This window comes from Roseateles agri (assembly GCF_034043675.1).
In the GTDB taxonomy this organism is placed as follows: Bacteria; Pseudomonadota; Gammaproteobacteria; order Burkholderiales; family Burkholderiaceae_C; genus KK5.
On record NZ_JAXCLA010000003.1, the window covers coordinates 636,047 to 660,991 of the forward strand.

Here is a 24,945-nt window from a genome sequence, read left to right on the forward strand (position 1 = left end):
TCGACCATGCGAATGCCCGAACTGAGCCTCCCGCCACCCGCCGTCCAGCCCCTGCTGCAGGAAGGCGCGGCGCTGGGCGTCTGGCGCATCCAGGCGCCGCTGTTCCGCGCCGATGGCGGCGGCCAGTGGTACCGCGCCCGGCACGCGATGGATCTGCAGCGCCATGCCGCCGTGCTGGTGCTGCCGCGTAGCGAGCGCACGGCCGCCTTCATGCTGCGCTACGGCGACCTGGCCGGCGAACTCGACCAGATCCGCCATCCCGCCATTTCGGTGCCGACCGACAGCGGCGTCACCGCCGGCGGTCAGCCTTACCTGATCCTCGACTGGGCCGGTGGCCGGCCGCTGAGCCAGAACCGCGCCCGGCTCTCGCTGCGCGAGCGCTTGCACACGCTGGTGCAGCTCTGCGATGCGCTGCGCCACGCGCACCAGCAAGGCTGGCTGCTCGGCGAGGTCGATCCCTCGCTGCTGTGGATCGGTCCCGGCCTGCAACTGAGCGTGATGGGCCTGGGCCTGGTGCGCATGCCCGATCCGCAGGATCCGTTCGAACGCGGCATGAGCCTCGGCACGGCCAGCGGCTACCTGAGCCCGGAGCAACTCGCCGGCGAAGCGCCCAGCCTGGCCGGCGAGGCCTACGGCGTCGGCGTGCTGCTGTGCATGCTGGTCGACGGGCGCCTGCCCAGCGAGCTGGGCGAAGGATTCGAGGGTCAGTCGCTGGCGGCGGCATGGCCGGCGCTCAGCGCCAGCGAGCGCCTGAGCCTCAATGCGCTGATGCACAAGGCGATCGCACCGGTGGTCGCGCAGCGCCACGGCAGCGTCGAGGCGCTGGCCGACGACCTGCGCGCCTGGCTGGCCGGCGAGAACCATTCCGCCCTGGTGCTGACGCCGATGCCGACCGTGGCCCGGCCCGTGCCGCGCCCGGCTGCTGCGGTGCAGGCGGCCGAGGTGCAGCAGCAAGCGCTGCCTGCGGCCTTCCTGCCGCGCAAGCCGGTACGGACGCGCAACTGGCGTGTTGCGGCGGCCGCTGTGGTCATGGCGACGCTAGCCGCGGCCGGTTGGGCTGCGCATCAACAGATGAGCGGGCCGGTCCAGCGGAACCTACCGCGGGCCGAACCCGCTGCCGCGGCACCTCAGCCGGCTTCCGTCCCGGCTGCCTGACCGGCTTCACTTTGCCGGTTCAGCGCCGGACGCTGGCCGATCGGCGGTGTGCGGGGCGCGCCGATCGTCGACCTGGCGCGCTGCGCCTCCAGTGTCGGCAATAGGAGGAAGATCAGAACGAGCATCAGGCCGGCATGGACGGCCAGGTAGCGCAGCATCAGCGTGTCCGGCTCGGCATAGTGAGCGCGATCTTGGCTGAGCAGGAATTGCCAGGCCGAGAAGACTTTGCCGTATTTCACCAGCATCGGCTCCAGCGCGGCGTCCAGGCTCAGGTAGGCCGGCAAGATCGTGCCGGCGACAACGGCCAGGTGCCATGAGGGCCGCTGCCCCAGCAGCACGCGGCCCAACTGCAGCGCGCTGCCGTAGACCAGGGTCCACCAGACGAACAGCAGAGCCGTGACGCCGGCGCTGCCCTCGTTGCGCATCAGTTCGACCAGGTTGTCCGTCACCGCGGAGCTGACGACGACGTAGTGCCAGACGCCGGCCACCAGCACGCTGCCGATCAGCCAATGAATGCCGTGCGCGACGTTGCGGGTGGCGGGCGGCGCGTCCAGCCAGCGGTGCGCGCTGACGATGCCCCACACGACGATCAGGTTCAGGGCCGCGAAGCGCAGGGCCGGCTCGATTTCCATCGGCCAGCCGAAGGCTGGCGTGCCGACGATATCGAATACCAGTTTCTCAGGCGCACCGATGCGCAGCATCGGATAGGTCACCAGCGCCGGCAGTGCCATCGCAAGAAAAGCCAGTTGCCACCAGCGGCGTCGTGCTGTCGGCAAATTGCTCCACCAGGACCAGGGCACGACGGTCGTCAGCGCGGCCACACTGAGCGCCAACAACTGGCCGAAGGAGCGGCCACCGGTCAAGGCCCGCAGGTTGTAGTTCAGGCCGGCATCCTGGTTCAGCTGGTTCAGCACTGACATCAGCAGTCCGATCTGCGCCAGAGTCAGCCACAGCCAGACCCAGCGGGTCCGCTCGACGGAGCGCCGGGGGCGCGTCGCGGTCGCCGACTTCTGGCGGGTCGACCTGATTCGGGACAGATTCAGGGCTGTCACCCAGCGGTAGGCAATGACCATGGCCAGCGCTTCCAGCACGATATTGCTGGGATCGCAGACCTTGTTCTCGAGAAAGAGCTTGCCGGCCTCGACCACCAGGATCAGGCCCAGGCCCCAGCCCAGGAACAAGCGGGAAAGGACGTGGCTGCGCCCGATATCGCGCCAGGACAGCCAGGACGCCATGGCGCCCCAGGGCGCGAACAGAAGGAACTTCTGTACCGCCGAGGTGGCGGCGGTCAGTGGTTCGCTGTTCAGGTAGGCGCCCAGTGGCGCCTCCTGCCACAGTCCCAATTGCACCCGCCAGTGCTGCATGTCGGAGCGCGGCAGGTAGGGATACCAGGCCAGGGCCAGCGTCAGCGCGGTGAAACCCAGCACCAGCAGGCTCAGCTGGCCCGTGTTCAGCTTCGGTGCCGCAGACGAGGCGCTGCCGGTCGTCGCGTCGCTAGGCGCGCGCACGAAGAAGCTGACAGCAAGGGCTGCGATGCCGGCGATCGTCACATCGGTCGTATCGGTGGTGCGCGAGACGACGAAGAGTTGCAGCAGTTCCAGCACTGCCGCGGCCAGCACCGTGCGGCCGATGATCTCGATGGCCGACAGCGCCCGCGCTCGCGCGATCAGGAAGGCCGCCACGCCCCAGATCGCCAGCAGGCTGGCGTACTGGTAGATGACCATCCCTTGATCTTCGTGCAAGGCGTGGAAGGGCAGGATGAAGATGTGGCCGTTTTTCCACTTCTCGTAGAGATCCTGCGGACTCAAGGTCAGGTCCAGGGGCAGCAGGCCGTAGGCGTAGACCAGTAGCAGGTACAGCGAAGACATCTGCTGCCAGCGCGAGTGCCGGCGGTTGAACGGGCTCCAGTCGAAGAACATCTCCCACAGCCGTTCGCCGCGCCAGAACCAAACCGTCACACCGAGGGCCGCGCCAATGACCTGGGCCATCACGTCGTACTTGGAGGCGACCCGTCCGGGCAGGTAGAGCTGCGCCGTTTCCACTGCAATGGCCAGCACGCCGCAATAGGCTACCGCCAGCAGCCCGCGCCAGAGCTGGGGGTTGCGCCGACCCTCTGTCATCCAAGCCATCAGGCAAAAGGCCAGTGGCAGCCCAAGCAGCATGTTGGTGGCGAAATCGACCCGGGAGGCTTCCGCGCTCTCATCCAGCAGGATGTGGGCGATGTCCGCCAGCACGCCCTGGCTGGGCCGGGCCGTCCAATCGAAGGGATAGAAGCTGCCGTAGATGACGAACAGCGTCATGAATGCGGCGCCGTACAGCGCTGGACGTCGGAGAGTGCTCATCAGCGTCTTCTTCTTGACTGGACCAGCCCCGTCGGGGCACGGGATCATCATAGGGGGCGGTTGGCTATCATGCGCGGCTCCATTGCAGTAAATCCATGGCCGCCCGTCAGCTCAACCCCGCCCAGCTCGCCGCCGTCCACCATCTGGACGGCCCCTGCCTCGTCATCGCCGGCGCCGGCTCGGGCAAGACCAGCGTGATCACGCAGAAGATCGCGCGGCTGTTGCAGGCCGGCTACGCGGCCAAGAACATCGGCGCGATCACCTTCACGAACAAGGCCGCGCAGGAGATGCGCGAACGCGCCACCCACCTGATCGGCGCGCGCGCGGCCAAGGACCTGGTGATCTCCACCTTCCACTCGCTGGGCGTGCGCATCCTGCGCGCCGAGGGACCGCGCGTCGGCTTAAAGGAGCAGTTCTCGATCCTCGACAGCGACGACGTGCTGAACGTGCTGAAGGACGCCGGTGGCACCACCGACATGGGCCAGGCGCGGCACTGGCAATGGACCATCTCGCTGTGGAAGAACCAGGGCTACAACGCGCAGGACGCGCTGAAGGTGGCCAAGGACGACGACGAGCGGGCCGCCGCCATCGTGATGGAGCGCTACCAGGATCGGCTCTCGGCCTATGGCGCGGTCGACTTCGACGACCTGATCTCGCTGCCGCTGCGCCTGTTCGCCAGCGACGCGGAGGCGCGCGGCAAGTGGCAGGACACCTTGCGCTACCTGCTGGTGGACGAGTACCAGGACACGAACTCGGTGCAGTACGAACTGGTCAAGCAGCTCGTGGGCGAACGCGCGATGTTCACCGCGGTGGGCGACGACGACCAGAGCATCTACGGCTGGCGCGGCGCCACCATCGAGAACCTGAAGCGCCTGCCGCAGGACTTCCCGCAGCTCAAAGTGATCCCGCTGGAGCAGAACTACCGCTCCACCAGCGCGATCCTGCGCGCCGCCAACAACGTGATCGCGGTCAACCCGAAGATCTACGAGAAGAAGCTGTGGAGCGAGTTCGGCGAGGGCGACCCGGTGGCGCTGCTGGAGGCCGACGGCGAGGAGCACGAGGCCGAGCGCGCCGTGGCCCGCATCAACGCGCTGCGCAGCGAGGGCAAGGCGCCGAACTACGCCGACTTCGCGATCCTCTACCGCGCCAACCACCAGGCCCGCGTGTTCGAGAAGGCGCTGCGCCGCGCCGAGATTCCCTACAAGGTCAGCGGCGGCCAGAGCTTCTTCGACAAGGCCGAGATCAAGGACCTCTGCGGCTGGCTGCGCCTGCTGGTGAACCAGGACGACGACCCCGCCTTCCTGCGTGCGGTCACGACGCCCAAGCGCGGCATCGGCCACACGACGCTGGGCGGCCTGAGCGAGTTCTCCGGCAAGTGGAAGTGCAGCATGTTCGAGGCGCTGTTCGCCGAGACTCTGCACACCGTGTTGCCGCGCCGTGCGGTGGACCAACTGCACGAGTTCGGCCGCACCATCAACGAGCTCGAATTTCGCTGCCGCACCACCTTCGGCGCCGAAGACGCGCGCGTGCTGCTGATGGACTGGCTGAAGGACATCGGCTACGAGCAGCACCTGCTCGACAGCGAGGAGAACGAGAAGGTCGGCGCCGCCCGCTGGAGCAATGTGCTGGACTTCGTCGACTGGGTCTCGCGCCGCTGCGGCGGCCAGATCACGCAGGACGGCGGTGCCACCGTCGAGGCCGAGAAGCAGAGCGTGCTGCAGGTCGCGCAGACCATCAGCGTGATCCTCTCGCTGGCCGAGCGCGGCGAGGAGCAGGACCAGGTCACCCTGACGACCTTGCACGCCTCGAAGGGCCTCGAGTGGCCACACGTCTTCCTCGCCGGCGTCAACGAAGGCTTGCTGCCCTTCAAGGCCGAGGATGAAGACATGACCCCGCAGCGCCTCGAGGAAGAACGCCGCCTGATGTATGTCGGCATCACCCGCGCACGCACGACCTTGGCGGTGAGCACCTTGCGCCGCCGCAAGAAGAACCGCGAAACGGTGATGGGCATCCCCAGCCGCTTCATCGCTGAGATGCGCCTGCACGAATCGCAGACCAAAGAAGACCCGCGCGAGAAGCTGAAGAAGCTGCGCGAGCAGATGGCGGCGAAGGCGGCCGTGACGGCGGCGGCGCAGAGCAAGGCGGATTGAGACGTAGCATCGAGTTCCCCGAACTACCGCGGTCGCCATGCAATTCGAAACGTTTGCGCTCGTTGCAATAGCCCTCCTGCTCGTTGAACTGCTTCGCAGGCTCGCCTCCCTGGAGGTGAACGTCAAACAGCTCCTTGCAATGCAAGGCGCCGGTCCGAACCGCTCCTTGGAGCCCTCGGAAGAAGTCCTGAAACTGGCCCGCGCCGGGCAGGATATCGATGCGATGCGCCTGTACCGGCAGGAGTCGGGTGCCGATGTGAAGCAGGCCATGAAGCTTGTGGACGATGTGCGATCTGCGTCTGCGAAGACCGACAAGACCTGACCCTGCGGTTGACGCTCCGGATTTAATCTCGTGCTCGAATTCATCTTCGGCCTGCTGGGCGAATTCCTCCTCCAGGTCATCGTCGAGGCGCTGATCGAGATGGGCTTCCGCTCGCTAGCGGAACCATTTCGCCGGCCACCGAATCCCTGGTTGGCCGCGATCGGTTACGCGCTGTTCGGTGCAGCACTTGGCGGCCTGAGCCTGCTGGCGTTCCCGAACAACCTGGTGCAAGGCCCGTGGCGCGTCGCCAATCTGGTGGTGACACCGATCGCCGTGGGTTGTGTCATGGCGGGCATCGGGGCGTGGCGAACGCGTCGCGGGCAGCACGTCTTGCGAATCGACCGCTTTGGCTACGGCTATCTTTTTGCTCTCTCCGTTGCCTTGATCAGGTTCTACTTCGCTTCATGAAACTCGCAATCGCTGTTCATTTCGATGGCGCGCAGGCGCATGCCGCCGCTGTGGCTTTCGAGGCTTGGGATTCGGCGGAGGCGACGAAGACCTATCTCTCGCGCATCGCCCATGTCGAGAAGGCGGAGCGCGGATCGCTCGATCTCCGCGAGCTGCCCTGCGTGATGCAGCTGCTGCGCGAGCACAGGCTGGAGCCGGAGTTGATCCTCATCGACGGGTTCGTTCATCTCGATGCCGATGAGACGCCGGGTCTCGGCCAGCATCTGTTTCATGCGTTGGGCGGCGTCGTGCCCGTCGTCGGGGTTTCGAAGTCGGGTCTGCCCGGCCTGTCGTCTCAGTTCGAGGTCACGCGGGAAGAGGAAACGAAGCCGCTGCTCGTGACATGCGCGGGCATCGACATCGGCGCGGCCAAGGCGCGCCTGCGTGCGATGCACGGCAGGAAGCGTATCCCGACCTTGATGAAGCTCGTGGCGCGTCTGGCGAAGAACGGGGACTGAACCCGCGCCTCAGCTTTCAGGCGACAACGAAGCCTGCAGGTGGGTCAATAGGCTCTGCATCGGCGCGCTTAATTCGTTCCAGTCGCGGAAGCAGGCGCAGTGCCATCGCGATGTCCAGGCATCGTCCAGTTCCAGGACATTGAAGTCGAAGCGCTGCTGGTTCCGCAGGGCGGAGCTGAGCGGCAGGATCGCAACGCCGATCCCGTGCGAGACCACCTCGCACACCGCATCGAAGGTCTTCAGGCGAATGCGGATCTGCAGGCGGCCGCCGGCCGCCTCCGCGTGGCCTTCGATCATGTCCTGCAGCGCGCTGCGGCCGGCGAGGCCGACGAAGGGTTCCCCGAGCACCTGCTCGAATCGCAGACGCTTGTGACGAGCCAGGCGGTGCCGCGGTGCGCAGATCAGGGCCAGGCGATCGTGATAGAGGCGCAGGCGTGTGAGCCCCATCGCATCGACGGCATCCGAGGCGACGCCGGCCTCGGCATGGCCGTTGGCCACGGTCCGGACGATTTCGGCGCTGCTGCGCTCCTTCAGTTCGAGCCGCAGTTTGGGTCGGGCGCTCAGCCAGGGGGCGAGCAGCCCCGGCAGGTATTCGGTGAGCGCCGAGGTGTTCGCGTAGAGATGCAAGGTGCCGCGCTGCCCGGTCGCGAACTCCTGCAGCTCGCGCCGCATCAGCCCCTGCTGCTGCAGGATCAGCCGGGCGTGGTGCAACATGGCTTCGCCCGCCTCGGTGGTGACGACGCCGCGCGCCTGGCGGACGAGCAAGGGCGTGCCGGCTTCCTCCTCGATATTGCGCAGGCGCTCGCTGGCCGAGGCCAGGGCGAGGCTGACCTGTACCGCCCCCTTGGTAATGCTGCCGGCATCGGCAATGGCCACGAAAAGCCGGAGGTCGGCCAGGTCGAGACGCGATCCAGGCTTCATCTTCTCACTTCGGGTAAACCGAAGGCATAGCCGCTATTTCCGCATTGTTGCCGAAGGCTTGGATCGATTCAATATCGACCGTGGCTGCCGGTTCCGGTGCCACGAATCAAGGCAGACCAAGGACTGGAGAAACAGCATGGGCAACGAGCAGACGCGCGTCACCGACGACGGAGAGCTGGCAGTGAATGTCACGCGATGGCGCTACATCGGCGCATCGCTGCTGCTGGTGGCCAGCATCGCCGCAGGCCGGATGGCGCCGGCCGATGTCCCCCAGAAGGCCGAAGTCGTGGCAACGGCGTGCGTCGAGGCTCGGTAAGACCCGAACTTCGCAAGGAAAGTGGCAACATGCCGACTCCGCGTTTCGAAGGAGTCCCGCATGAAGTCAAGCATCACGATCGCACTGTTCGCCAGCCTTCTGGCCGTCGGCTCCGCCGCCCGCGCCGCCGACCTGCTCGATGAGGTCAAGGCCCGCGGCACCCTGCGCATCGCCTGCGAGGGCACCTACCCGCCGTTCAACTACAAGGACGAGAAGGGCAAGCTGACCGGCTTCGACGTCGAAGTCGCCGAGGCGATCGCGGCCAAGCTGGGCGTGAAGCCCGAGTTCACGACGACCGAGTGGAGCGGCATCCTGGCCGGGCTGCAGGCGGGCAAGTACGACGTGATCGTCAACCAGGTGGCGGCCACCGACCAGCGTCGCCAGACCTTCGATTTCAGCGGACCCTACGTCATCTCGTACCCGCAGCTGATCGTGCGGGCGAACGAGACGCGCAAGCTCGACACGCCGGCTGACCTGAAGGGCAAGAAGATCGGCGTCGGCCAGGGCAGCAACTTCGCGGAACTGGCCAAGAGCATCGAGGGCGCCGAGGTGCGCACCTATCCGGGCGCGCCGGAATACCTGCAGGATCTCGCCAGCGGCCGCATCGACGTGGCGATCAACGACAGCCTGCTGATTCCTTACCTGCGCGAGAAGACCAAGCTGCCGATCAAGGCCGGTGCGCCGATCGGCAAGCCCGACAGCAACGCGATTCCGTTCCGCAAGGGCAGCCCGAAGTTCAAGGCTGCGATCGACAAGGCGCTGGACGACATGAAGGCCGATGGCAGCTACGCCAAGATCTCGGCCAAGTGGTTCGAGCGTGACGTGAGCAAGGCTCCGGCCGGCCGCTGATGGATCTCGCCTCGCTGTTCGCGCTGGCCTGGCCGGTGATGCTCAAGGGCACCGGCTACACGCTGCTGTTCGCCGTCGCCTCGATGGCGCTGGGCCTGCCGGTGGCGGGGCTGGTGACCTTGATCCGCGTGCTCGATGTGCGCGGCCTGAGCCGGCTCGCGGCCGTCTACGTCAGCGCGATGCGCGGCACGCCGCTGCTGGTGCAGATCTTCCTCGTCTACTACGGGCTGCCGGGCGTGGGCATCGAGCTGTCGCCGATCACCGCGGGCATCCTGACCCTGACCTTGAACGTCGCCGCCTACATGAGCGAGACGCTGCGCGGTGCGATCGCCGCGGTGGCGCAGGGCCAGTGGCTGGCCGGCACCAGCCTCGGGCTGACGCGCCGGCAGACCTTGCGCCACGTCGTCGCTCCACAGGCCTTGCGCGCGGCAGTGCCGAGCCTGTCGAACAGCCTGATCAGCCTGATCAAGGACACCTCGCTGGTCTCCGTCATCGCCGTGACCGAGCTGATGCTGGCGACCAAGGAATTGATCTCGACGACCTTCCAGCCCTTTCCGCTCTACGTGGCCGCGGCTGGCATCTACTGGCTACTGAGCCTGAGCTTCGAGCAGTTGCAGCGGCGGATGGAAAAGCGCCTCGCCTACCCTCACTGAACGATGGCGCGCAGCGCTTCGTAGAGCGCGTCCGCATCGTCGTCGCCGTTGTAGCCCTGGAACGAGGCGCGCACGAGCAAGCGGCCGCTGTGCGAGGTCACGGGCACTTCGATGCGGAACTCGTCGAACAGCCGGGCCTTCAGCGCCGCGCCATCCATCATCGGCACGGGCAGCGGCACCATCTGGGCGAAATCCTCCGGCGTGCCGATCGAGGGCAGGCCGGTCAGCGCGCAGACGCGCTCCAGCAGGCGGATCGCGCGGGCGTGGCTGTCGGCGCGCACGTCGTCCCAGTCGTGCCGCCGCTGGAAATCGATGGCCGCGGGCACGCTGAGCCAGGGGCTGATGTCGCGCGTGCCCTGCCACTGCAGGCGGCGTTCGAAGATCGTGTCGCCGAGGTAGGCGGCCTGGGCCGGCACGGGCGGCTCCTGGTAGCCCCAGGACACCGTCGTCGCCTGCAGCAGCGCCTGCTGTTCGGGCCGTGCGTAGAGGAAGGCCGCGCCCTTCGGTGCGCAGAGCCATTTGTGGCAGTTGCCGGCGTAGAAGTCCGCGCCGAGCGTGTCGAGCGCCAGCGGCACCTGCCCCGGCGCATGGGCGCCGTCGACGATGCTGATGATGCCGGCGGTGCGGGCCCGTGCGATCAGCTCGGCGATCGGAAAGACCAACGCGCTCTGCGAGCTGATGTGACTGAGGAAGAGCACGCGGGTGCGCGGCGTGACGCCCGCCCAGATGCGGTCCGCGTAGTCGGCGGCGTCCAGCGGCAGCGGGATCGGTATGGCGACGCGGCGTGCGCCGCTGCGGGCCGCCACATGGTCCCAGCCTGCTTCGCAGGCGCCGTACTCATGGTCGGTCGTCAGGATCTCATCGCCCGGGCCCAGCGCCAGCGACTGGATCACCGTGTAGACGGCGGTCGTCGCGTTGGGCATGAAGACCAGCCGGTCGGCCGTCGTGCCGACGAAGGCGGCCAGCGCCTCGCGGGCCTCGAGCAACAGCGCGGCCGAACGCCGCGACAGGAACTCGACCGGGTTGCGCTCCATCTCGCGCTGCCAGGCCTGGCAGGCATCCAGCACCGGCTGCGGGCAAGCGCCGAAGGACCCGTGGTTCAGGAAGGTGATCGAGGGATCGAGCAGGAACAGCGGTTTCAGCAGCGCGGCATGCGTCGTCATCGTGGCGGGCCTGGGAGGTGGGTGCCGCCTATTGTGGTGCGGTGTTCAGCGCCGACGTCGCAGCAGCGGGTGGCCGGCACGAATCCCGAACCGCCGTGTTGTGGCCGATTTGTGCGATTTTCGAACGGACGAGTGCGCTCGTGACGCCTGTGCCAATCTGAATACCTATGAAGTCAGGTGGTGCTCAGGGTTTTCATCTCAAGCCGCAAAGGGTTTTTACAGAGTATTGCTGTCTGTTGTGCATGGCAAAGTCGCCGCGACCAGATCAATGCCTATGCGCCCGACACGGGTAACAACCGCGCATTGCTGTTGTCGTTCATCCATACCCAGGAGATTTCATGCTGAAGAAGTTTGCCTTGTCGGCGGCGGTTGCCGCCGTTTTGCTGCCGGCGTCCGCCATGGCTGCGAACGTCATCACCCTGAGCCCCATCGCCGTCAGCCCCGCTGCCAACGGCGTGACCACGCTGCTCACCTTCGATGTGAGCGGCATTGCCAGCTGGGGCACGCTGGGCGATGCGTCCAACGTGGTCGCGCTGCTGAACATCGGCGCGGGCTCGACGCTCGACCAGGTGGGCTGGAACGTCAATCTCACGGCCACCTCGCCCAGCTGGTTGTCGGACATCGCCGTGCAGTTCTCGGACAGCGTCGCCACCCAGGACACGGCCATCTCGCTGGCCCCGAGCGCGACCAACGCCGCGGGCACCGCGTCGTACGTCTCGTCGGGTCTGGTGGACCTGACCGCCGCCAACCTGTCCTTCGCCGTGGGCAGCGACGGCAAGCTGCGCCTGGAGTTCTATGAGACCTGGGATGACATCGTCGGAGCCAAGGATGGCATGTGGAACAGCGGCACGCTGACGCTGGCTGTGACGGCGGCCACCGCCGTGCCCGAACCCGGCACCTACGGCTTGATGGCCCTGGGCATGGTCGGCGTGCTGCTGGCCGCCCGCCGCCGCCGCGCCGCCTGATCCCGACAACACCCCAGATCACGAAAGAGAGAACTCATGCAACTCGATCGAGTGTCCACATTGCGCCTGACCGTGCTGGCTGCTGCGCTTGCCTGCGGCTCCTCCGCATTTGCCGCCATCACGGCCACCCCCGCCGTCAGCAAGACCGGCATCATCATCGGCGCCACGGCCAGCTACGCCGAACCCGCCTCGGCCACCTACGGCGGCGGTAACGGGCAGATCCTGGCCGCCGCGGCCAAGGGCGGCAAGGCCGCCACGCTCAACGCCGTGCTCAGCCAGCACGGCCGCAGCGCCGCCACGCTGGCCACCTTGCAGCAGGACGGTGAGGCCCACATCGGCAAGGACATGGGCAATGGCGCCGTCACCCACATCCGCTATGTGCAGGTGGTCGACGGCCTGCCCGTGTACGGCTCCTACGTGAAGGCCGCCTACGACCGCTCCGGCAACCTGATCCATGTGATCGACGCCCTGGCCGCCGTGCCGACCACCGCCGTCGCGACATCGCGGGCCGATGCCGTCACCGCGCTGCGAGCCACCATGACGCGCGTGCATCCGAAGGTCAGCGCCACCTTCACCCCGCTGACGGCCACCGCCACGGCCGCCACCTTCGACGGCGGCAGCTTCTTCTACCAATCCCCCAGCGCCCAGGCCGTGGTCGTGCCGATGAGCGATGGCACGTTGGCCAAGGGCTGGCTGGTGGAAACGTGGAGCGAGAAGGAGAACCTGCTCGACCATACCCTCGTCGGTAGCACCGGCAGCGTGCTCTATACGCAGCGCCAGACTTCCAGCCACAACTACAACGTCTATGCGGTGGACCCGCAGAAGACGCCGCAGGCCGTGGTCAGCCGTCCGAACAGCTGGCTGTCCAGCATCAACCTGAGCCAGGTGCGCAGCACCAGCCGCCAGTGGGTGGTGGACGGCAACGCCGTCAGTGCCTACCTCGACGTCGACAACAACAACCAGCCTGATGGCGCTTCGCTCGGCGACACGATGAGCCTGACGCTGCCCTGGAACGCAAACGAGACCCCCAGCTCCGCCAACAACAAGAAGGTGGCGCTGACCAATCTGTTCTACCTGAACAACACCATCCACGACATCCTCTACAGCCACGGCTTTACCGAGACGGCCAAGAACTTCCAGAAGAGGAATCCCACCGGCACCGGCGGCGTGGGCAACGACCATGTGCGCGCCGAGGCGCAGGACGGCGGCGGCACCAACAACGCCAATTTCGCCAGCACCAACACCGACGGCGCGACGCCGCGCATGCAGATGTACCTGTGGAGCGGCGGCGGCAAGGTGGACATCACCGCGCCCACGCCCGCCAGCTACCAGGCTGGCACGGCCGGCTTCGGTCCGGCGCTGTCGCCCACGGCCACCTTGTTCGGCGCGATCGCACAAGCCTCGCCGTACGACGCCTGCACCACGGTCGGCAGCAGCGTGGCAGGCAAGATCGCCCTGGTCCAGCGCGGCACCTGCAGCTTCATCAGCAAGGTGCGTGCGGCCCAGGCGGCGGGCGCCACCGGCGTGATCGTGGTCAACAACGCCACCGGCTACATCTCGATGGGTGGTGACGGCACCACGCCCGATCCCATCATCCCGTCGGTGATGGTTTCGCCGGAAGACGGCGCGGCGATCCTGGCGATGGGAGCACCCTCGGTCAAGCTCAGCGGCACCGGCCCGCTGGACGGCGACCTCGATTCCGGCATCGTCTATCACGAGTACTGCCACGGCCTCACGTGGCGCATGATCGGCACGATGAGCGGCTCGATGGCCGGGGCCATCGGCGAAGGCGGCGGCGACAGCTGCGCGATGCTGATCAACGGCACCGACGTGATGGGTACCTACGCCAACGCCAATCCCACCGGCCTGCGTCGTTTCCCGTACACCAATTACCCGTACACCTACGCCAACTGGGGCCATGTCGGCACGCCTGAAGTGCACAACGACGGCGAGATCTACGCCGCCATCGTCTGGCGCATGATCCAGCTGTTCGGTGACACGGGCCGCAGCCGCCTGTTCGACATCTGGGTGGACGGCATGCACTACACCGCTGCCCGCCCGGCGGTGGAAACGATGCGCGACGGCATGCTGACCTCGCTGAACACCGGCGGCACGCAGGCCGAGAAGTGCATCGTCTGGAAGGCCTTCGCGCAATACGGCGTCGGCGTGGGCGCCAGCGGCACCCGCACCACCAGCGACACGGCGGTGCCGACCATCGTCCAGTCGTTCACGCTGCCGGCCGAATGCCAGTAAATATCGCTGCTCGCGGCTGATTGCTCCGAGGCCCTCGCGAAAGCGAGGGCCTTTTTCTTTCTCTATTCGACGCGGGCCAAGTTGTCGTCCGAATTGCGGTCGATGCGCAGGTTGAACGGGTCCACGCCGACGAAGGCCGGTGGCTTGTCCACGACGACGCTGATCTGCTGGCGGCCGCCGTGCAGCGCGCGGCGCTCCAGCAGCAGCACCGCGTCGCGCGTATAGCCGGCCTTGCCCGGCTCGGCGCTGAACACGCCGATGTCGAAGGCCTCGTCTAGCGGCGCCTCGGTCTCCTTGCCGCGGCCATCGGCGTAGAGCTTGCGCGCCTCGATGGTGAAGCTCACGTCGTAGCGGCCATCGGCGCGCTTCGTGGCCTTCGCATCGAGTGCCTTCATGTCGTACAGCGTGATTTTCTCGAACAGGTCGGTGATCAGCTGCTGCTGGGCAGGGGTGGCCTCGGCGCGCAGCAGGCGCAGGAAATCGGTGCTTGAGGGGAAGGGCGCGGGCTTGAAGGCGTACTCCGCCAGCAGCTTGCGCAGCGCGCGGTTGACGACCTCTTCGCCGACGGCCTCCTTCAGCCAGTACATCACCAGCGCGCCCTTGCGGTAGTGGATGTAGGGCTGGTTCTCGACGCGATCCAGCGGCAGCTCCTCGATCAGCTCTCCGCCGCGCGAGCGCAGGTAACTGTCCAGTTCGTACTTCGCGAACTTGCGCAGCTGTTCTCGGCCGTAGAGCTTCTCCATCACCAGCAGCGCCGAGTACTGGGCGAAGGTCTCGCTGAGCATCGTCGCGCCCTGCTTGTCGGCACCGATGATCTGATGCGCCCACCACTGGTGCGCAACCTCGTGGGCGGTGACGTAGGTGACGAGATCGATCTTGCTGTCCTGCTGCTTGTCGTCGAAGTTCTGGATGAAGCCGATGCCCTCCGAGTACGGCACCGTGCCGGCGAAGGACTGGGCGAAGTTCGCGTAGGCGGGGAACTCGAGGATGCGCAGCTGGTTGAACTGGAAGGGCGAGAACTGCTCGCTGAACAGCGACAGCGAGGCCTTCATCGCCGCCAGCATGCGCGGCGCGTTGGCGTCGTGCGCGGGCTCGTAGTAGACGGCGAGGTCCACCGGCTTGCCGTCCGCGCCGTGCCAGCTGTCATGCTTCTCGGCATAGCGGGCCGATTGCAGCGAGAAGAAGTTCAGGATCGGCGCCTCGGTGCGCGTCACCAGGGTGCGGCGGCCGTCGGTCGTCGTGTCGCTGAGCTTGGTGCCGGGAGCGATCGGGGTCTGGTCGGCGTCGGTCGTCAGGTGGATCTCGGCGTTGACCCAGGCGCTGTCATCACGCAGGTAGTGGTGGGCGGTGGCGGCCGTGTCCTCCAGCTTGGCGGGCCGCAGCTCGGCGGGCAGGCCATGCTTGCGCCGCTTGCTGCGGTCGTCCAGCAGCCCGCGGCGGCTCACGCCGAACTGCGGCGTCACCTCGAAGTTGTCGAGGAAGCTGCCGTTGGGCAAGATGCGCGTCTGCGGTGTGCCGTTGACGAAGCCGCGTTCCTCCAGCACGGCGGCGAACTGCAAGGTGCGCTGCTCGCCGGGCTGCATCGGCGGCTCCAGCTTGTAGATGCGGTGGCCGAACAGCGGCCAGTCCTGCTGCAGCGAGGCGCCGTCGAGCTTCAGCGTCACGTCCGTTAGCTTCGGGTTCTGCTCGATGTCCACGCGGGCCAGCGGCTGGCCGGTGCGGTTCTCGATCCGGTAGCTGCCGTTGACCTCGGCGCGGGTGCGCTGCGGGTAGAGCTGCACGTCCAGCCGCACGTCGGTGATCGTCGGCTGCGGCAGATTCTCGAAGGGCAGCAGGGTCTTCTCGACGTCGGCCGCGAGCTGCTCGGCCTCGGGCTGGGTGACGTAGCGGTTCAGCTGATTGGTGTTGTGCCAGATCCAGGCGCCGGTGCCGACCCAGGCCAGCGCCGCGATGCCCAGCGCCAAGCCCGCGGGGCCGCGCAGCCGTGTGCCGACCAGCGCCAGCCGCGGGCGCAGCCGCGTCTCCGCGCCGCGCCGCCACAAGAGCTGCGTGCCGACCAGCAGCATTGCCGCGAAGGCCAGCCAGTAGGCCTGGTGCCAGGCGCGGCCGATCCAGAAGCGGCCCATGCGGTTCATGTCCGACAGCGGCACCGCGGCCGTGTCCGCATAGTTGTAGAGCTTGTGCTCGAAGCCCAGCATCGAGAGCGTGATGCCGGCGACGACGTAGACCAGCATCAGCGCCCAGCCAATGAACTTGTGCGGCACCAGCGCCTGCGCGAAGACGGCAAGCACGGCCAGCAGCAGCGCGGTGATCAGGTTCGGCAGCACGAACCACAGCGCGTAGGCCGCCGGGTCCAGCCGCGTGTAGCCGTGCGCCAGCTGCCAGAGCATGCCGGTGGCCACGGCGACCAGCAGCGTGGCCAGCAGCACGCCGGCGATGGCCAGCACCTTGGGCAGCAGGTGCGCCCAGTTCGGCGCCGCGCTCGCGTCGACGATCTCGTGGATGCGCCGCTCGCGGTCGCGCCAGACCAGCTCGCCCGCGTAGTAGACGGCGATGATCGTCGGGATGAAGGTGAAGCTGCCCTGCAGCGCGTCGATGATGGCGCGCGTCACCGGCAGGTAGTTGACGCCGCGCAGCTCGGTCGTGTCGGTCAGCGCGCCGAAGGCGTTGAACACGCCGATGACCAGCAGCACGAAGAAGGCCGGGCTCTTGAACACGAAGCGCATGTCGAAGCCGGCCAGCGCACGGAACTGCGGCCAGCGCGCGGCGGCGGGGCTGGACGGCGCGGCCAGCGGGCGCGGCGTGGGTGCCGGATCAGCGGCGGCCTTCTTGTTTTTAGCTTGCTTGCTGACAGCCACGCCGCGCGTCTCGAAGCGGAAGAGCCGGTAGGCCAGCGCCAGCAACGCGAAGGCGATGCCCAGCCACAGCAGCCGGTTCCACAGCAGCACGCCTTCCAACGGCGGCAGCAAGGTGTTGCGGTCGGAAGCCGTCCAGTAGCGGGTGATGCGGTTCAGCGTGCTGAGCGCGAACGGATCGCTGAGGCCGGAGATCGTGTCGTGCACGGGGTCGCGCAGCATGATGCGCGTGGCCACGAACAGCACCAGGAAGGCCACGGCACCGATGTAGCTCCACATCATCGAGCGCGTGGCGGTGGCCAGCGCGAAGAAGCCCGCACTCATCACCAGCAGGGTCGGCAGGCCGTAGAGGAACAGCGCGTAGACGTAGTGCGTGATGTGCAGCGGGCCGATCTTCTCGGCGTCCAGCCAGGGCATCCACGAGCCGACCAGGATCGCCAGCGGCACGGCCGCCGTGACCAGGAAGGCGACGGTGGTGGCGCCGACGAAACGGCCGATCAGGTAGTCGAACTTGCCCACGCGAGTGGCTCGCAGGATCGGCGCGAAGCCGGTCTCGTCGTCGCGGATCACGACGTTGGCGACGAAGGCCGTGACGACGAAGACCGCGAACACGTTCATGATGCCCAGCGTCTGCAGGATCGCGTAGGGCGCGTTGATGTTGACGTTACCGCGGGCGCCGATCTGGATCTGATCGAGCGTCGTCGCGCCGAAGGCCAGCAGGAAGAACAGGATGAAGCTCACCACGAACAGTGGCGAGCGCAGTTGGTAGCGCAGCTCGAAGGCGGCGATCTTGCTTAGCATGACCTGACCCTCAAGCGGTGGCTGGAGCCGCTGCGCGGCGGGACTGCGCCAGCGTGGCGAAGTACAGGTCTTCCAGCGAGCCGTCCACCGGCTCGAAGCCGGCGCCCGGCGCCTCATCGGCCAGCACGTGGACGACGGTGCGTCCGCCGCGCAGCCGGTGCGAGATCACCAGCATCGCGGCCTGCAGTTCGGCCAGCTCCGCCGCGCTGCCCACGGCGCGGCGCCAGACGCGGCCGCGCAGTGTCTGCGTCAGCTGCTGCGGCGCGCCGCTCAGCACGATGCGGCCCTGGTTGATGATGGCCATGCGCGGGCACAGGTCCGCCACGTCGTCCACGATGTGGGTGGACAGGATCACGACCACGTTCTCGCCGATCGCGGCCAGCAGGTTGTTGAAGCGGTTGCGCTCCTCGGGGTCGAGGCCGGCGGTGGGTTCGTCCACGATGATCAACCGGGGCTGGCCGATCAGCGCCTGGGCCACGCCGAAGCGCTGGCGCATGCCGCCCGAGTAGCCGGCCACGGCCTTCTTGCGCACCTCCCAGAGGTTGACCTGCTGCAGCAAGGTCTCCACCGTGTCCTTGCGTTCGCCGCGGCCGGCGATGCCCTTCAGCACGGCCAGATGGTCCAGCAGCTCGTAGGCCGACACGCGCGGGTAGACGCCGAAATCCTGCGGCAGGTAGCCCAAGGTGGCGCGCAGCCGCTCGGGCTCCTTCAGCACGTCGATGTCGCCCTCGGTGTGACGGAAGCGGATGCTGCCGCTGCTGGGCGCCTGCAGGGTGGCGATGCAGCGCATCAGCGTGGACTTGCCGGCGCCGTTGGGCCCGAGCAGGCCGAACATGCCGGTGGGGATCTCGAGGCTGGCGCCGTCGAGCGCGCGGGTGCCGTTGGCGTAGACGTGGCTGAGGTCGGTGAGCGTGAGCATCGGAAGGGTTTCTTGGTTTTGTTGATGGCGGCGCGAGTGTGGCCGCGGCAGGCGGCGGCCGCCTGGGCGATGCGATGAACGGTCCGTTCGTGCGGCTGGGCTGCATTCTTGGTCGGCCATCGGGGCGGCCCCGGGCGGGCTTTCCCGGGGCTGCGCGCCCGGTGCGCGCGGACAGAATCGCGCCAATGGAAAAGACCCGTTCCGCGATGGCCCGGCTGCTGCCTCTGCTCATCTTCGCCAGCGCTGTTGCCTGCTACCTCGCACAGGAGGACCTGGGTCTGCCCCGCGACGCGGCCTTCCTGTTCAAGCCGCTGACGACGATCCTGATCATCGTGCTGGCGTGGCCGCGCGGGCGCGCCACGCCGATCGTGCGGCGCTGGGTGCTGGCCGGCCTCGTGTTCTCGCTGCTCGGCGACGTCGCGCTGCTGTGGCCGCAGGGTTTCATTGCCGGCCTGCTGGCCTTCCTCGCCGCACACCTGGCCTACCTCTGGGCCTTCACGCGGGTGCGGCGGCTGGCGGCCTGGCCCTGGAGCTTCGTCGCCTACGGCCTGGTCGCGCTGGCGGTGCTGAGCTACCTGTGGCCCGGCATCCCGGTGCCGCTGCGCGTGCCGGTGGCGGCCTATGTCGTGTTCCTCAGCGCGATGGCGGCCCAGGCCGGTGCCATCGGCAAACTCGACGGTGCGTGGAAGCTCGCGCTGGGCGGCGCGCTGTTCTTCGCTTCCGACGGCTGCCTGGCCCTGAACAAGTTCGCCGGCCCGGTGCCGGCCGCCAGCTTGGCGGTGCTGCCGACCTATTGGGCGGCGCAGTACTGCATCGCGGCCTGGCTGCAGCCGGCGGAGGGGAGGGCTACATCCCCTTAAAGAGGTGCGTGTAGCTGCGGCTGACTTCGAGCTTCTCCGTCAGCCCCCGCACGCCGACCAGTTGCCGGCCGCGGAAGTCGCGGGTGATGCCGTCGATCGCGCGGGCGTTGACCAAGGTGGAGCGGTGGATCTGCCAGAAGAGCTCGGGGTCCAGCTCGTCGACCAGTTCCTTGATCGGCTTGCGGATCAGCGCTTCCAGCTTGGCGGTCTGCACGCGGGTGTACTTCTCATCGCTGATGAAGAACAGCACGTCCTCGACCGGGATCATCTGGATCGCCTGGCCGACGCTGGCCTGAATCCACTGCAGGTAGCTGGGCTTGCCGCCCGGGTTCATCTGCGAGGACAGCTTGTGCAGCAGCTGCTGCAGCGGCGCGGCCGCGGTCGCCGAGGCTGGCGCTTCTTCGGCGTCTTCGCGCTGTGCCAGGCGCTTCTTGATCCGCGCCACCGTCACCGTCAGCCGCTCGCGCTCGGCGGGCTTCAGCACGTAGTCGGCCACACCCTGCTCGAAGGCCTCGACCGCGTACTGGTCGTAGGCGGTGATGAAGACGATCTCGGGCACCAGCCAGTCGTCGTCCTCGGGAAGTTGGGCGATCTGGCGGGCGGCGTCGACGCCGGTCAGGCCAGGCATGCGGATGTCGAGGAAGACCAGATCCGGCTTGTGTTCGCGGACCAGCTCGACGGCCTCCAGCCCGTTCTTCGCCTCGGCCACGATGTCCAGCTCGGGCCAGACCTCGGTGAGGCGGCCGCGCAGCTGTTCGCGCATCAGTCGTTCGTCATCGGCCAGGACGGCCCGTACACGGGGAGTGGAGGTGTCAGTCATGCCGCAATGTTAGGTTCATTCCGCCGTGTGGCGCGACGGGGTTTGTTCCGGCGCAGCAGCCACACCATCAGCAGGATGAACAGGATCAGCGGCGAGCAGGCGACGGCACCGGCGCCCAGCACGGCGGCCACGATGCAGCCGACGATCAGCAGCGGCAGGCCGATGCTGAACAGCAGCACCAGCGGCAGCACCACGCACAGCACGAGCCCGGCGATGACCACGCCGAGCAGGGCACCGAGGCCATCGAACGCGCCGCTGGCGCCGAACACCTCGTCGCCGTCCACGCTGATGTGGACGCCGTCGCTCCAGATCTCATGCATCAGCGCGCCGCCGCCGATCACGCTGAGGACGATGCAGGCCAGCATGGCCAGGGCCAGGAATCGGAACAGGGTGCGCATCATGCTTTCGCTCCTTCGTTGTTGGCAGAGGGGTGGTCGTCGCCGGCGCGGCTGACGTAGGGCACGGTGATGGTGACCTTGGTGCCGCTGGGCTGGTTCTCGGTGACGGTGACGGCGGCGCGCGGGCCGTAGAGCAGCATCAGCCGCTCGCGGATATTGGCCAGGCCCACGCCGGTGCCGCTGGTGGCGGCGCGGCCGAAGCCCAGACCCGTGTCGGCCACGGTGACGGCGAGCTTGCCGTGCACGATCTCGGCCTTGACCCGCAGGCTGCCGCCCTCGGCCTTGGGCTCCAGCCCGTGCTTGATCGCGTTCTCGACCAGGCCCTGGATCATCATCGGCGGGAACTCGGCCGAGAGCAGGCCTTCGGGCACGTCGATCTCGGTCTGCAGCCGCTCCTCCATGCGCACCTTGAGGATCTCCAGATAGGGCTTGATGACGGCCAGCTCGCGGCCCAGGTCGCGCACGCCGGTGGCATTGGCCTCGCGCATCGTCGGCATAGAGGCGCGCAGCAGCGCGATCAGGTTCTTCTGCATCTGCGAGGCACGCGGCGGATCGGTCTCGATCAGGTGGTCGATGGACGCCAGCGTGTTGAACAGGAAGTGCGGCTCGACCTGCGCCTGCATCGCCGCCATCCGCGCCTCGACGACCTGGCGCTTCAGCGATTCGGCCTCGGCCGTCTCGGCCGCCACGGCGGCCTTCTGCTCGGCCACGATGCGGCCCTTGTAGGTCGCCTTCAGCAGCGCGGAGGCCAGGATCCAGAACACAGCCAGGTTGACGAGGAAGTCGCCCAGGCGGTAGATCGTCGTGCGGGTGCGCGGCATGCGCTGGGCTTCGGCGGTGGCCTCGTCGGCAGCCTTTTGCTCGTCGGCCGCTTCGCGGGCAGCATCACGGGCGTCCTGCGCCGCGTCTTCCAGCGCCTGGCGGGCCTGCTCGACGGCGCGCTTGATGTCCTCGGTCTTGCCTTCCTTGCCGAAATCGATGTTGACGGAGGGCAGGTCGCTGTTGGAGTCGCTGCTGGACGCATCGGAAGCCGACGAGGCTGCCGAAGAGGCCGCTGACGCCGCCGATGCCGCGTTCGTCGGATGGATGCGCACGCCCCGCTCGTCGATCGTCACCTCGTAGTGGATCGGCTTGTCCAGGCTGATCACCGGCTTGGCCGCCTTGGCGGCTTTCGCGGGTTTGGCCGGCTTGGCCGGTTTGACGACCGGCAGGTCCTCGGCGTCGACGTGCTCGCTGACGCGCCAGGTGAACGGTGGCAGTTCCTGGATGATGTTCGTGCCGATCAGCAGCACGATCGCGTAGACGATGAAGCGCTTCCAGCTGATCCCGACCAGCCAATTCGCATAGATGTGAAACCAGCGCACGGCGGTGCTGCTGAAGCGCTGCCAGCGCTGGTAGGCAGTGAGCGAAGGCGGTGTGGACGGTGCTGCGGGAGTCATGGGGCGGTACCAACGGATCTTTGTTCGACGGTTTGCACTGTACGCATGCGCCGCGGCCGGGGCTGGCGGGAAGCGATGCGCCGTCGCCGCGGCGGGCTGAAATGCACCCAATCGTGACAGGCCGGTGACGCCGGATCGGCCCCGCCGCTCCAGGCCCGGTGTCAAATAGAGGGCAGACGCCGCCCCCGCCTTGTCAAAGTGGCCGATGATTGTGTGCCGAGCCAGCCGGCGTCCGAGCATTCGCCCCGAGGGGCACAACAGATTCAGACATGCGCCCGAAGACCATCCAAATTGCCGCGCGGAGGCTCGCTTGAGCGCGATGACCCGGCTTCCCACGTCCGTCCCGGGGCTCGATGAGATCCTGCACGGCGGCTTGTTCGAGGGCGGTGTCTACATCTTCGAAGGCCCGCCGGGCGCCGGCAAGACGACCCTGGCGAACCAGATCGCGTATGCCGCTCATGCGCGAGCCGGCAAGAAGACGCTCTACATGACGATGCTGGCCGAGTCGCACTCGCGCATGGTGCAGCACATGAGCGGCCAGACCTTCTTCGACCCCAACGCGGTGAATGCTTCGGTGATCTACATCAGCGGCTACCGCGAGATGGAGGAGCAGGGCTTGAAGGCGGTGGTGGACCTGATGCGCAGCGAACTGTCGCGGCACCGGGCGGAACTGTTCGTCGTGGACGGCCTGGTCGTGGAGAACCTCGCCTCGCGCCCCGAGGAGAGCATCCGGCAGTTCGTCCATGGCCTCCAGAGCCTGGCCTCGGCGATGGGCTGCACCGGCCTGCTGCTGACCAGCGGCAACGGGCGGTCGCTCAATGCGGAGCAGACCATGGTCGACGGAATCTTCGCCTTCGAGGACTACATCTACCAATGGCGGGCGGAGCGTCGCATCCAGGTTCGCAAGTTCCGCGGCAGCGCCGTCGAGCGCGGCAAGCACACTTTCTGCATCACCAAACACGGCCTGCGCTTCTTCCCGCGGCTGGAAGGCCTGCCGGTCGAAGACCCACCCGAAGCGCGAGCGCACTCCGCGGCCGTGCCGTCCGGCGTGCCGGCGCTGGACGCGGCGCTGGAAACGGGTGGCCTCACGCCTGGCAGCAGCACCCTGGTGGTCGGCGACAGCGGCGCGGGCAAGACGCTTCTGGCGCTGGCTTTCGCGGCACAGGCGACGTCAGCCGACCCGGGCCTGCTGTTTGCCTGTAGCGAAAACGCCGGAGAACTGTGCCGCTTGGGTCAGGCGTTTCAACTGCCGGTCGGCGCCCTGCTGGATAGCGGTGCGCTGCAGATCCACGGAGCAGGGCAGGAGGATGAGGGCATGGACGAGATGGGCCACCGCTTGCTGCGGCTCGCGCATGAACTCGGCGCCGGGCGCCTCGTCGTGGACGGCCTGGCCGGATTTGCCGATACCGTCGCCTTTCCTGAACGCGGCTACCGATTCATCGGTCGCCTGGTGCGGGAACTGAAGCAGCGCGGTATCACCTCGCTGTTCACGATGGACCCGACGGCGCTGTCCGTCGCGGCCGGTGCGCCGCTCGCGGAAGGCCTGCTTGGCTGGTTCGACAACGTGATCGACCTGAGCCGCCCTGCGGACGGCGGCAATAGCGCCCGGTCGCTGGGGCTTCGCAAGCTTCGCGGCACCCGGGCGCAGGTCGGCCGGATCGAACTGACACTCGGCGGGCCGGAACTCCCCGCTTCAGGGAACAGCTAGGCCCGCCATGATGAAGCTTGTCCTATTCGTGGAAGACGAGTACGGCAACGCCGAGGTGCTCCGCCTGTTGCTGGAGGCCGAGGGCTACCGTGTCGTCCACGCCGCCAACGGACGCGACGCGCTCGCGCTGCTGAGCGGGGAGCGACCCGCGGTGATCCTGTCCGATTTCATGATGCCGCACATGACGGGCGGTGAACTGGGCCAGGCCGTGCGTGCCGCACCGGCGCTGCGGGACATTCCCTTCGTCCTGCTCAGCGGCACGCAGGAGTCGGTCGTGCGGGCCACCTTCAAGGACTACGACGCCTTCGTCGCCAAGCCCTATTCCGCAGACAGCCTGCTGAAGCTGCTGGCCCACCTTGCCGCCAGCGGGCGCCCGCAGCCCTTGCTGTCCGCCGGCGATCGCGAAGAACGCAGCGAGGAGATGGACTTCTCGTTGCGGCAGTTGCTGCGCGGCATCGAAATTCCTCCGGACTGAGGTTCGCTCAAGCAACAGCCCCATAGGCTTCTCAACCTATGGGGCTGCCTGTCTCAGCTTCTGGCGCTCTCTGCGCTTACTTACTGCTTGACGGCTTCGACCTGGATCACCAGGTGAACGTTCTTCGAGAAACCGTAGGCCAGGCCGTAGTCGATGCCCCAGTTCGTGCGGTCGATCACGGCGTCGAAGTCGCCGCCGCAGACTTCGCGCTTGAGCATCGGGTTCTGGTAGCAGTTGAAGTTCTTCGCGTTCAAGGTGACCGGGGCGGTCTTGCCCTTCATCGTCAGGTTGCCGCTGACGGCCGTGACCTTGTCGCCGTCGAAGCTGAACTTGTCACCGACGAACTGGGCCGTCGGGAACTTCTCGGCCGAGAAGAAATCGTCGCTCTTCAGGTGGGTGTTCATCGCTGCCACGCCGGTGTTGACGGAGCCGATCTGGAAGGTGATGTCGACCTTGCCGGTCTTGGCGGCCTTGTCCAACTGGACGGTGCCTTCCTTCTGGTCGAAACGGCCGCGGTTCGTCGAGGTGCCGAAGTGCAGGATCTCGTAGGTGACGAAGGTGTGCGTCGGGTCGACGGCGTAGGTGGCGGTTTCGGCGTGGGCGAAACCGGCGGCCAGCAGGGCGGCGGCGAAGAGGGCTTTCTTGATCATGGGGATGAGTTCCTTGCGGTTGGAAA

The 24,945-nt window shown here is 67.4% G+C and carries 22 protein-coding genes; 13 read left to right on the top strand and 9 right to left on the bottom strand.

The window, feature by feature from the left end:
* Window positions 1-6 precede the first annotated feature (6 nt).
* Window positions 7-1,155 (top strand): serine/threonine protein kinase, encoded by a 1,149-nt coding sequence (locus SNE35_RS11120; RefSeq protein WP_320422967.1) that lies wholly within the window; start codon window positions 7-9, stop codon window positions 1,153-1,155.
* Here SNE35_RS11120 and SNE35_RS11125 read toward each other — a convergent pair.
* Complete coding sequence (locus SNE35_RS11125) at window positions 1,128-3,497, bottom strand: VanZ family protein (protein WP_320422968.1); 2,370 nt, start codon at window positions 3,495-3,497, stop codon at window positions 1,128-1,130. The genes SNE35_RS11120 and SNE35_RS11125 overlap by 28 nt on opposite strands.
* Window positions 3,498-3,592: 95 nt before the next feature.
* Between SNE35_RS11125 and SNE35_RS11130 the strand changes: the two genes are divergently transcribed.
* From SNE35_RS11130 to SNE35_RS11145, 4 genes are read left to right on the top strand one after another with little or no spacing between them, the layout of a single operon-like run.
* Window positions 3,593-5,647, top strand: coding sequence for an ATP-dependent helicase (locus SNE35_RS11130; protein WP_320422969.1), 2,055 nt, complete (start codon window positions 3,593-3,595; stop codon window positions 5,645-5,647).
* 37 nt (window positions 5,648-5,684) lie between these two features.
* Window positions 5,685-5,969: a hypothetical protein gene (locus SNE35_RS11135; protein ID WP_320422970.1), complete on the top strand. Its 285-nt coding sequence runs from the start codon at window positions 5,685-5,687 to the stop codon at window positions 5,967-5,969.
* Between the two features lie 30 nt (window positions 5,970-5,999).
* Window positions 6,000-6,377 carry a hypothetical protein gene (locus tag SNE35_RS11140; protein ID WP_320422971.1) on the top strand — a complete coding sequence of 126 codons (378 nt, stop codon included), beginning with the start codon at window positions 6,000-6,002 and terminating at the stop codon, window positions 6,375-6,377.
* A complete protein-coding gene (locus tag SNE35_RS11145) occupies window positions 6,374-6,874 on the top strand; it encodes an endonuclease V (RefSeq protein WP_320422972.1) in 501 nt (166 codons plus the stop codon). The genes SNE35_RS11140 and SNE35_RS11145 overlap by 4 nt, the downstream gene beginning before the upstream one ends.
* Window positions 6,875-6,883: 9 nt before the next feature.
* Here SNE35_RS11145 and SNE35_RS11150 read toward each other — a convergent pair whose 3' ends face one another.
* Window positions 6,884-7,795, bottom strand: a complete 912-nt coding sequence (locus SNE35_RS11150; RefSeq protein ID WP_320422973.1) for a LysR family transcriptional regulator — start codon at window positions 7,793-7,795, stop codon at window positions 6,884-6,886.
* A gap of 136 nt (window positions 7,796-7,931) precedes the next feature.
* Between SNE35_RS11150 and SNE35_RS11155 the strand changes: the two genes are divergently transcribed.
* From SNE35_RS11155 to SNE35_RS11165, 3 genes are read left to right on the top strand one after another with little or no spacing between them, the layout of a single operon-like run.
* Window positions 7,932-8,111, top strand: coding sequence for a hypothetical protein (locus tag SNE35_RS11155; RefSeq protein ID WP_320422974.1), 180 nt, complete (start codon window positions 7,932-7,934; stop codon window positions 8,109-8,111).
* 60 nt (window positions 8,112-8,171) lie between these two features.
* Window positions 8,172-8,960 carry a transporter substrate-binding domain-containing protein gene (locus SNE35_RS11160; protein ID WP_320422975.1) on the top strand — a complete coding sequence of 263 codons (789 nt, stop codon included), beginning with the start codon at window positions 8,172-8,174 and terminating at the stop codon, window positions 8,958-8,960.
* Window positions 8,960-9,613, top strand: coding sequence for an amino acid ABC transporter permease (locus tag SNE35_RS11165; RefSeq protein WP_320422976.1), 654 nt, complete (start codon window positions 8,960-8,962; stop codon window positions 9,611-9,613). Before SNE35_RS11160 ends, SNE35_RS11165 begins: the two co-directional genes overlap by 1 nt.
* Here the strand turns inward: SNE35_RS11165 and SNE35_RS11170 are convergent.
* On the bottom strand, window positions 9,607-10,776 hold the full coding sequence (locus SNE35_RS11170) for an aminotransferase class V-fold PLP-dependent enzyme (protein WP_320422977.1): 1,170 nt from the start codon (window positions 10,774-10,776) through the stop codon (window positions 9,607-9,609). The genes SNE35_RS11165 and SNE35_RS11170 overlap by 7 nt on opposite strands.
* A 338-nt stretch (window positions 10,777-11,114) precedes the next feature.
* On the opposite strand from SNE35_RS11170, the gene SNE35_RS11175 reads away from it, so the two are divergent.
* Window positions 11,115-11,741, top strand: a complete 627-nt coding sequence (locus SNE35_RS11175) for a PEP-CTERM sorting domain-containing protein (RefSeq protein ID WP_320422978.1) — start codon at window positions 11,115-11,117, stop codon at window positions 11,739-11,741.
* Window positions 11,742-11,777: 36 nt separating this feature from the next.
* Window positions 11,778-13,994, top strand: coding sequence for a M36 family metallopeptidase (locus SNE35_RS11180; RefSeq protein ID WP_320422979.1), 2,217 nt, complete (start codon window positions 11,778-11,780; stop codon window positions 13,992-13,994).
* 62 nt (window positions 13,995-14,056) lie between these two features.
* Here SNE35_RS11180 and SNE35_RS11185 read toward each other — a convergent pair whose 3' ends face one another.
* Together SNE35_RS11185 and SNE35_RS11190 are read right to left on the bottom strand one after the other, a co-directional pair.
* Entirely contained in the window at window positions 14,057-17,650 is a 3,594-nt protein-coding gene (locus tag SNE35_RS11185; protein WP_320422980.1) for an ABC transporter permease/M1 family aminopeptidase, read from the bottom strand.
* A 10-nt stretch (window positions 17,651-17,660) separates the two neighbouring features.
* Window positions 17,661-18,569, bottom strand: a complete 909-nt coding sequence (locus SNE35_RS11190) for an ABC transporter ATP-binding protein (RefSeq protein ID WP_320422981.1) — start codon at window positions 18,567-18,569, stop codon at window positions 17,661-17,663.
* A gap of 185 nt (window positions 18,570-18,754) precedes the next feature.
* On the opposite strand from SNE35_RS11190, the gene SNE35_RS11195 reads away from it, so the two are divergent.
* A complete protein-coding gene (locus SNE35_RS11195) occupies window positions 18,755-19,429 on the top strand; it encodes a lysoplasmalogenase (protein ID WP_320422982.1) in 675 nt (224 codons plus the stop codon).
* On the opposite strand, the gene SNE35_RS11200 is transcribed toward SNE35_RS11195, so the two are convergent.
* From SNE35_RS11200 to SNE35_RS11210, 3 genes are read right to left on the bottom strand one after another with little or no spacing between them, the layout of a single operon-like run.
* Window positions 19,416-20,249 (bottom strand): LytR/AlgR family response regulator transcription factor, encoded by an 834-nt coding sequence (locus tag SNE35_RS11200; RefSeq protein ID WP_320422983.1) that lies wholly within the window; start codon window positions 20,247-20,249, stop codon window positions 19,416-19,418. The genes SNE35_RS11195 and SNE35_RS11200 overlap by 14 nt on opposite strands.
* Window positions 20,246-20,650, bottom strand: a complete 405-nt coding sequence (locus SNE35_RS11205; protein WP_320422984.1) for a hypothetical protein — start codon at window positions 20,648-20,650, stop codon at window positions 20,246-20,248. Before SNE35_RS11205 ends, SNE35_RS11200 begins: the two co-directional genes overlap by 4 nt.
* A complete protein-coding gene (locus SNE35_RS11210; RefSeq protein WP_320422985.1) occupies window positions 20,647-22,086 on the bottom strand; it encodes a sensor histidine kinase in 1,440 nt (479 codons plus the stop codon). The genes SNE35_RS11205 and SNE35_RS11210 overlap by 4 nt, the downstream gene beginning before the upstream one ends.
* Window positions 22,087-22,405: 319 nt before the next feature.
* On the opposite strand from SNE35_RS11210, the gene SNE35_RS11215 reads away from it, so the two are divergent.
* Complete coding sequence (locus SNE35_RS11215) at window positions 22,406-23,794, top strand: RAD55 family ATPase (RefSeq protein ID WP_320423157.1); 1,389 nt, start codon at window positions 22,406-22,408, stop codon at window positions 23,792-23,794.
* A gap of 10 nt (window positions 23,795-23,804) precedes the next feature.
* Complete coding sequence (locus tag SNE35_RS11220; protein ID WP_320422986.1) at window positions 23,805-24,269, top strand: response regulator; 465 nt, start codon at window positions 23,805-23,807, stop codon at window positions 24,267-24,269.
* A gap of 80 nt (window positions 24,270-24,349) precedes the next feature.
* Here SNE35_RS11220 and SNE35_RS11225 read toward each other — a convergent pair whose 3' ends face one another.
* The gene (locus SNE35_RS11225; protein WP_320422987.1) at window positions 24,350-24,919 is read right to left on the bottom strand and encodes a YceI family protein; all 570 of its coding nucleotides are present in this window, start codon (window positions 24,917-24,919) and stop codon (window positions 24,350-24,352) included.
* Window positions 24,920-24,945: the final 26 nt, after the last annotated feature.

What these genes read in the sequence shown, in the direction of transcription:
- SNE35_RS11225 (WP_320422987.1), bottom strand. Translation starts at nt 24,919, where the DNA reads ATGATCAAGAAAGCCCTCTTCGCCGCCGCCCTGCTGGCCGCCGGTTTC.
- SNE35_RS11130 (WP_320422969.1), top strand. Translation starts at nt 3,593, where the DNA reads ATGGCCGCCCGTCAGCTCAACCCCGCCCAGCTCGCCGCCGTCCACCAT.
- SNE35_RS11155 (WP_320422974.1), top strand. Translation starts at nt 7,932, where the DNA reads ATGGGCAACGAGCAGACGCGCGTCACCGACGACGGAGAGCTGGCAGTG.
- SNE35_RS11210 (WP_320422985.1), bottom strand. Translation starts at nt 22,086, where the DNA reads ATGACTCCCGCAGCACCGTCCACACCGCCTTCGCTCACTGCCTACCAG.
- SNE35_RS11220 (WP_320422986.1), top strand. Translation starts at nt 23,805, where the DNA reads ATGAAGCTTGTCCTATTCGTGGAAGACGAGTACGGCAACGCCGAGGTG.
- SNE35_RS11215 (WP_320423157.1), top strand. Translation starts at nt 22,406, where the DNA reads ATGACCCGGCTTCCCACGTCCGTCCCGGGGCTCGATGAGATCCTGCAC.
- SNE35_RS11185 (WP_320422980.1), bottom strand. Translation starts at nt 17,650, where the DNA reads ATGCTAAGCAAGATCGCCGCCTTCGAGCTGCGCTACCAACTGCGCTCG.
- SNE35_RS11170 (WP_320422977.1), bottom strand. Translation starts at nt 10,776, where the DNA reads ATGACGACGCATGCCGCGCTGCTGAAACCGCTGTTCCTGCTCGATCCC.
- SNE35_RS11190 (WP_320422981.1), bottom strand. Translation starts at nt 18,569, where the DNA reads ATGCTCACGCTCACCGACCTCAGCCACGTCTACGCCAACGGCACCCGC.
- SNE35_RS11150 (WP_320422973.1), bottom strand. Translation starts at nt 7,795, where the DNA reads ATGAAGCCTGGATCGCGTCTCGACCTGGCCGACCTCCGGCTTTTCGTG.
- SNE35_RS11175 (WP_320422978.1), top strand. Translation starts at nt 11,115, where the DNA reads ATGCTGAAGAAGTTTGCCTTGTCGGCGGCGGTTGCCGCCGTTTTGCTG.
- SNE35_RS11205 (WP_320422984.1), bottom strand. Translation starts at nt 20,650, where the DNA reads ATGATGCGCACCCTGTTCCGATTCCTGGCCCTGGCCATGCTGGCCTGC.
- SNE35_RS11120 (WP_320422967.1), top strand. Translation starts at nt 7, where the DNA reads ATGCGAATGCCCGAACTGAGCCTCCCGCCACCCGCCGTCCAGCCCCTG.
- SNE35_RS11125 (WP_320422968.1), bottom strand. Translation starts at nt 3,497, where the DNA reads ATGAGCACTCTCCGACGTCCAGCGCTGTACGGCGCCGCATTCATGACG.
- SNE35_RS11200 (WP_320422983.1), bottom strand. Translation starts at nt 20,249, where the DNA reads ATGACTGACACCTCCACTCCCCGTGTACGGGCCGTCCTGGCCGATGAC.
- SNE35_RS11195 (WP_320422982.1), top strand. Translation starts at nt 18,755, where the DNA reads ATGGAAAAGACCCGTTCCGCGATGGCCCGGCTGCTGCCTCTGCTCATC.
- SNE35_RS11165 (WP_320422976.1), top strand. Translation starts at nt 8,960, where the DNA reads ATGGATCTCGCCTCGCTGTTCGCGCTGGCCTGGCCGGTGATGCTCAAG.
- SNE35_RS11160 (WP_320422975.1), top strand. Translation starts at nt 8,172, where the DNA reads ATGAAGTCAAGCATCACGATCGCACTGTTCGCCAGCCTTCTGGCCGTC.
- SNE35_RS11180 (WP_320422979.1), top strand. Translation starts at nt 11,778, where the DNA reads ATGCAACTCGATCGAGTGTCCACATTGCGCCTGACCGTGCTGGCTGCT.
- SNE35_RS11135 (WP_320422970.1), top strand. Translation starts at nt 5,685, where the DNA reads ATGCAATTCGAAACGTTTGCGCTCGTTGCAATAGCCCTCCTGCTCGTT.
- SNE35_RS11145 (WP_320422972.1), top strand. Translation starts at nt 6,374, where the DNA reads ATGAAACTCGCAATCGCTGTTCATTTCGATGGCGCGCAGGCGCATGCC.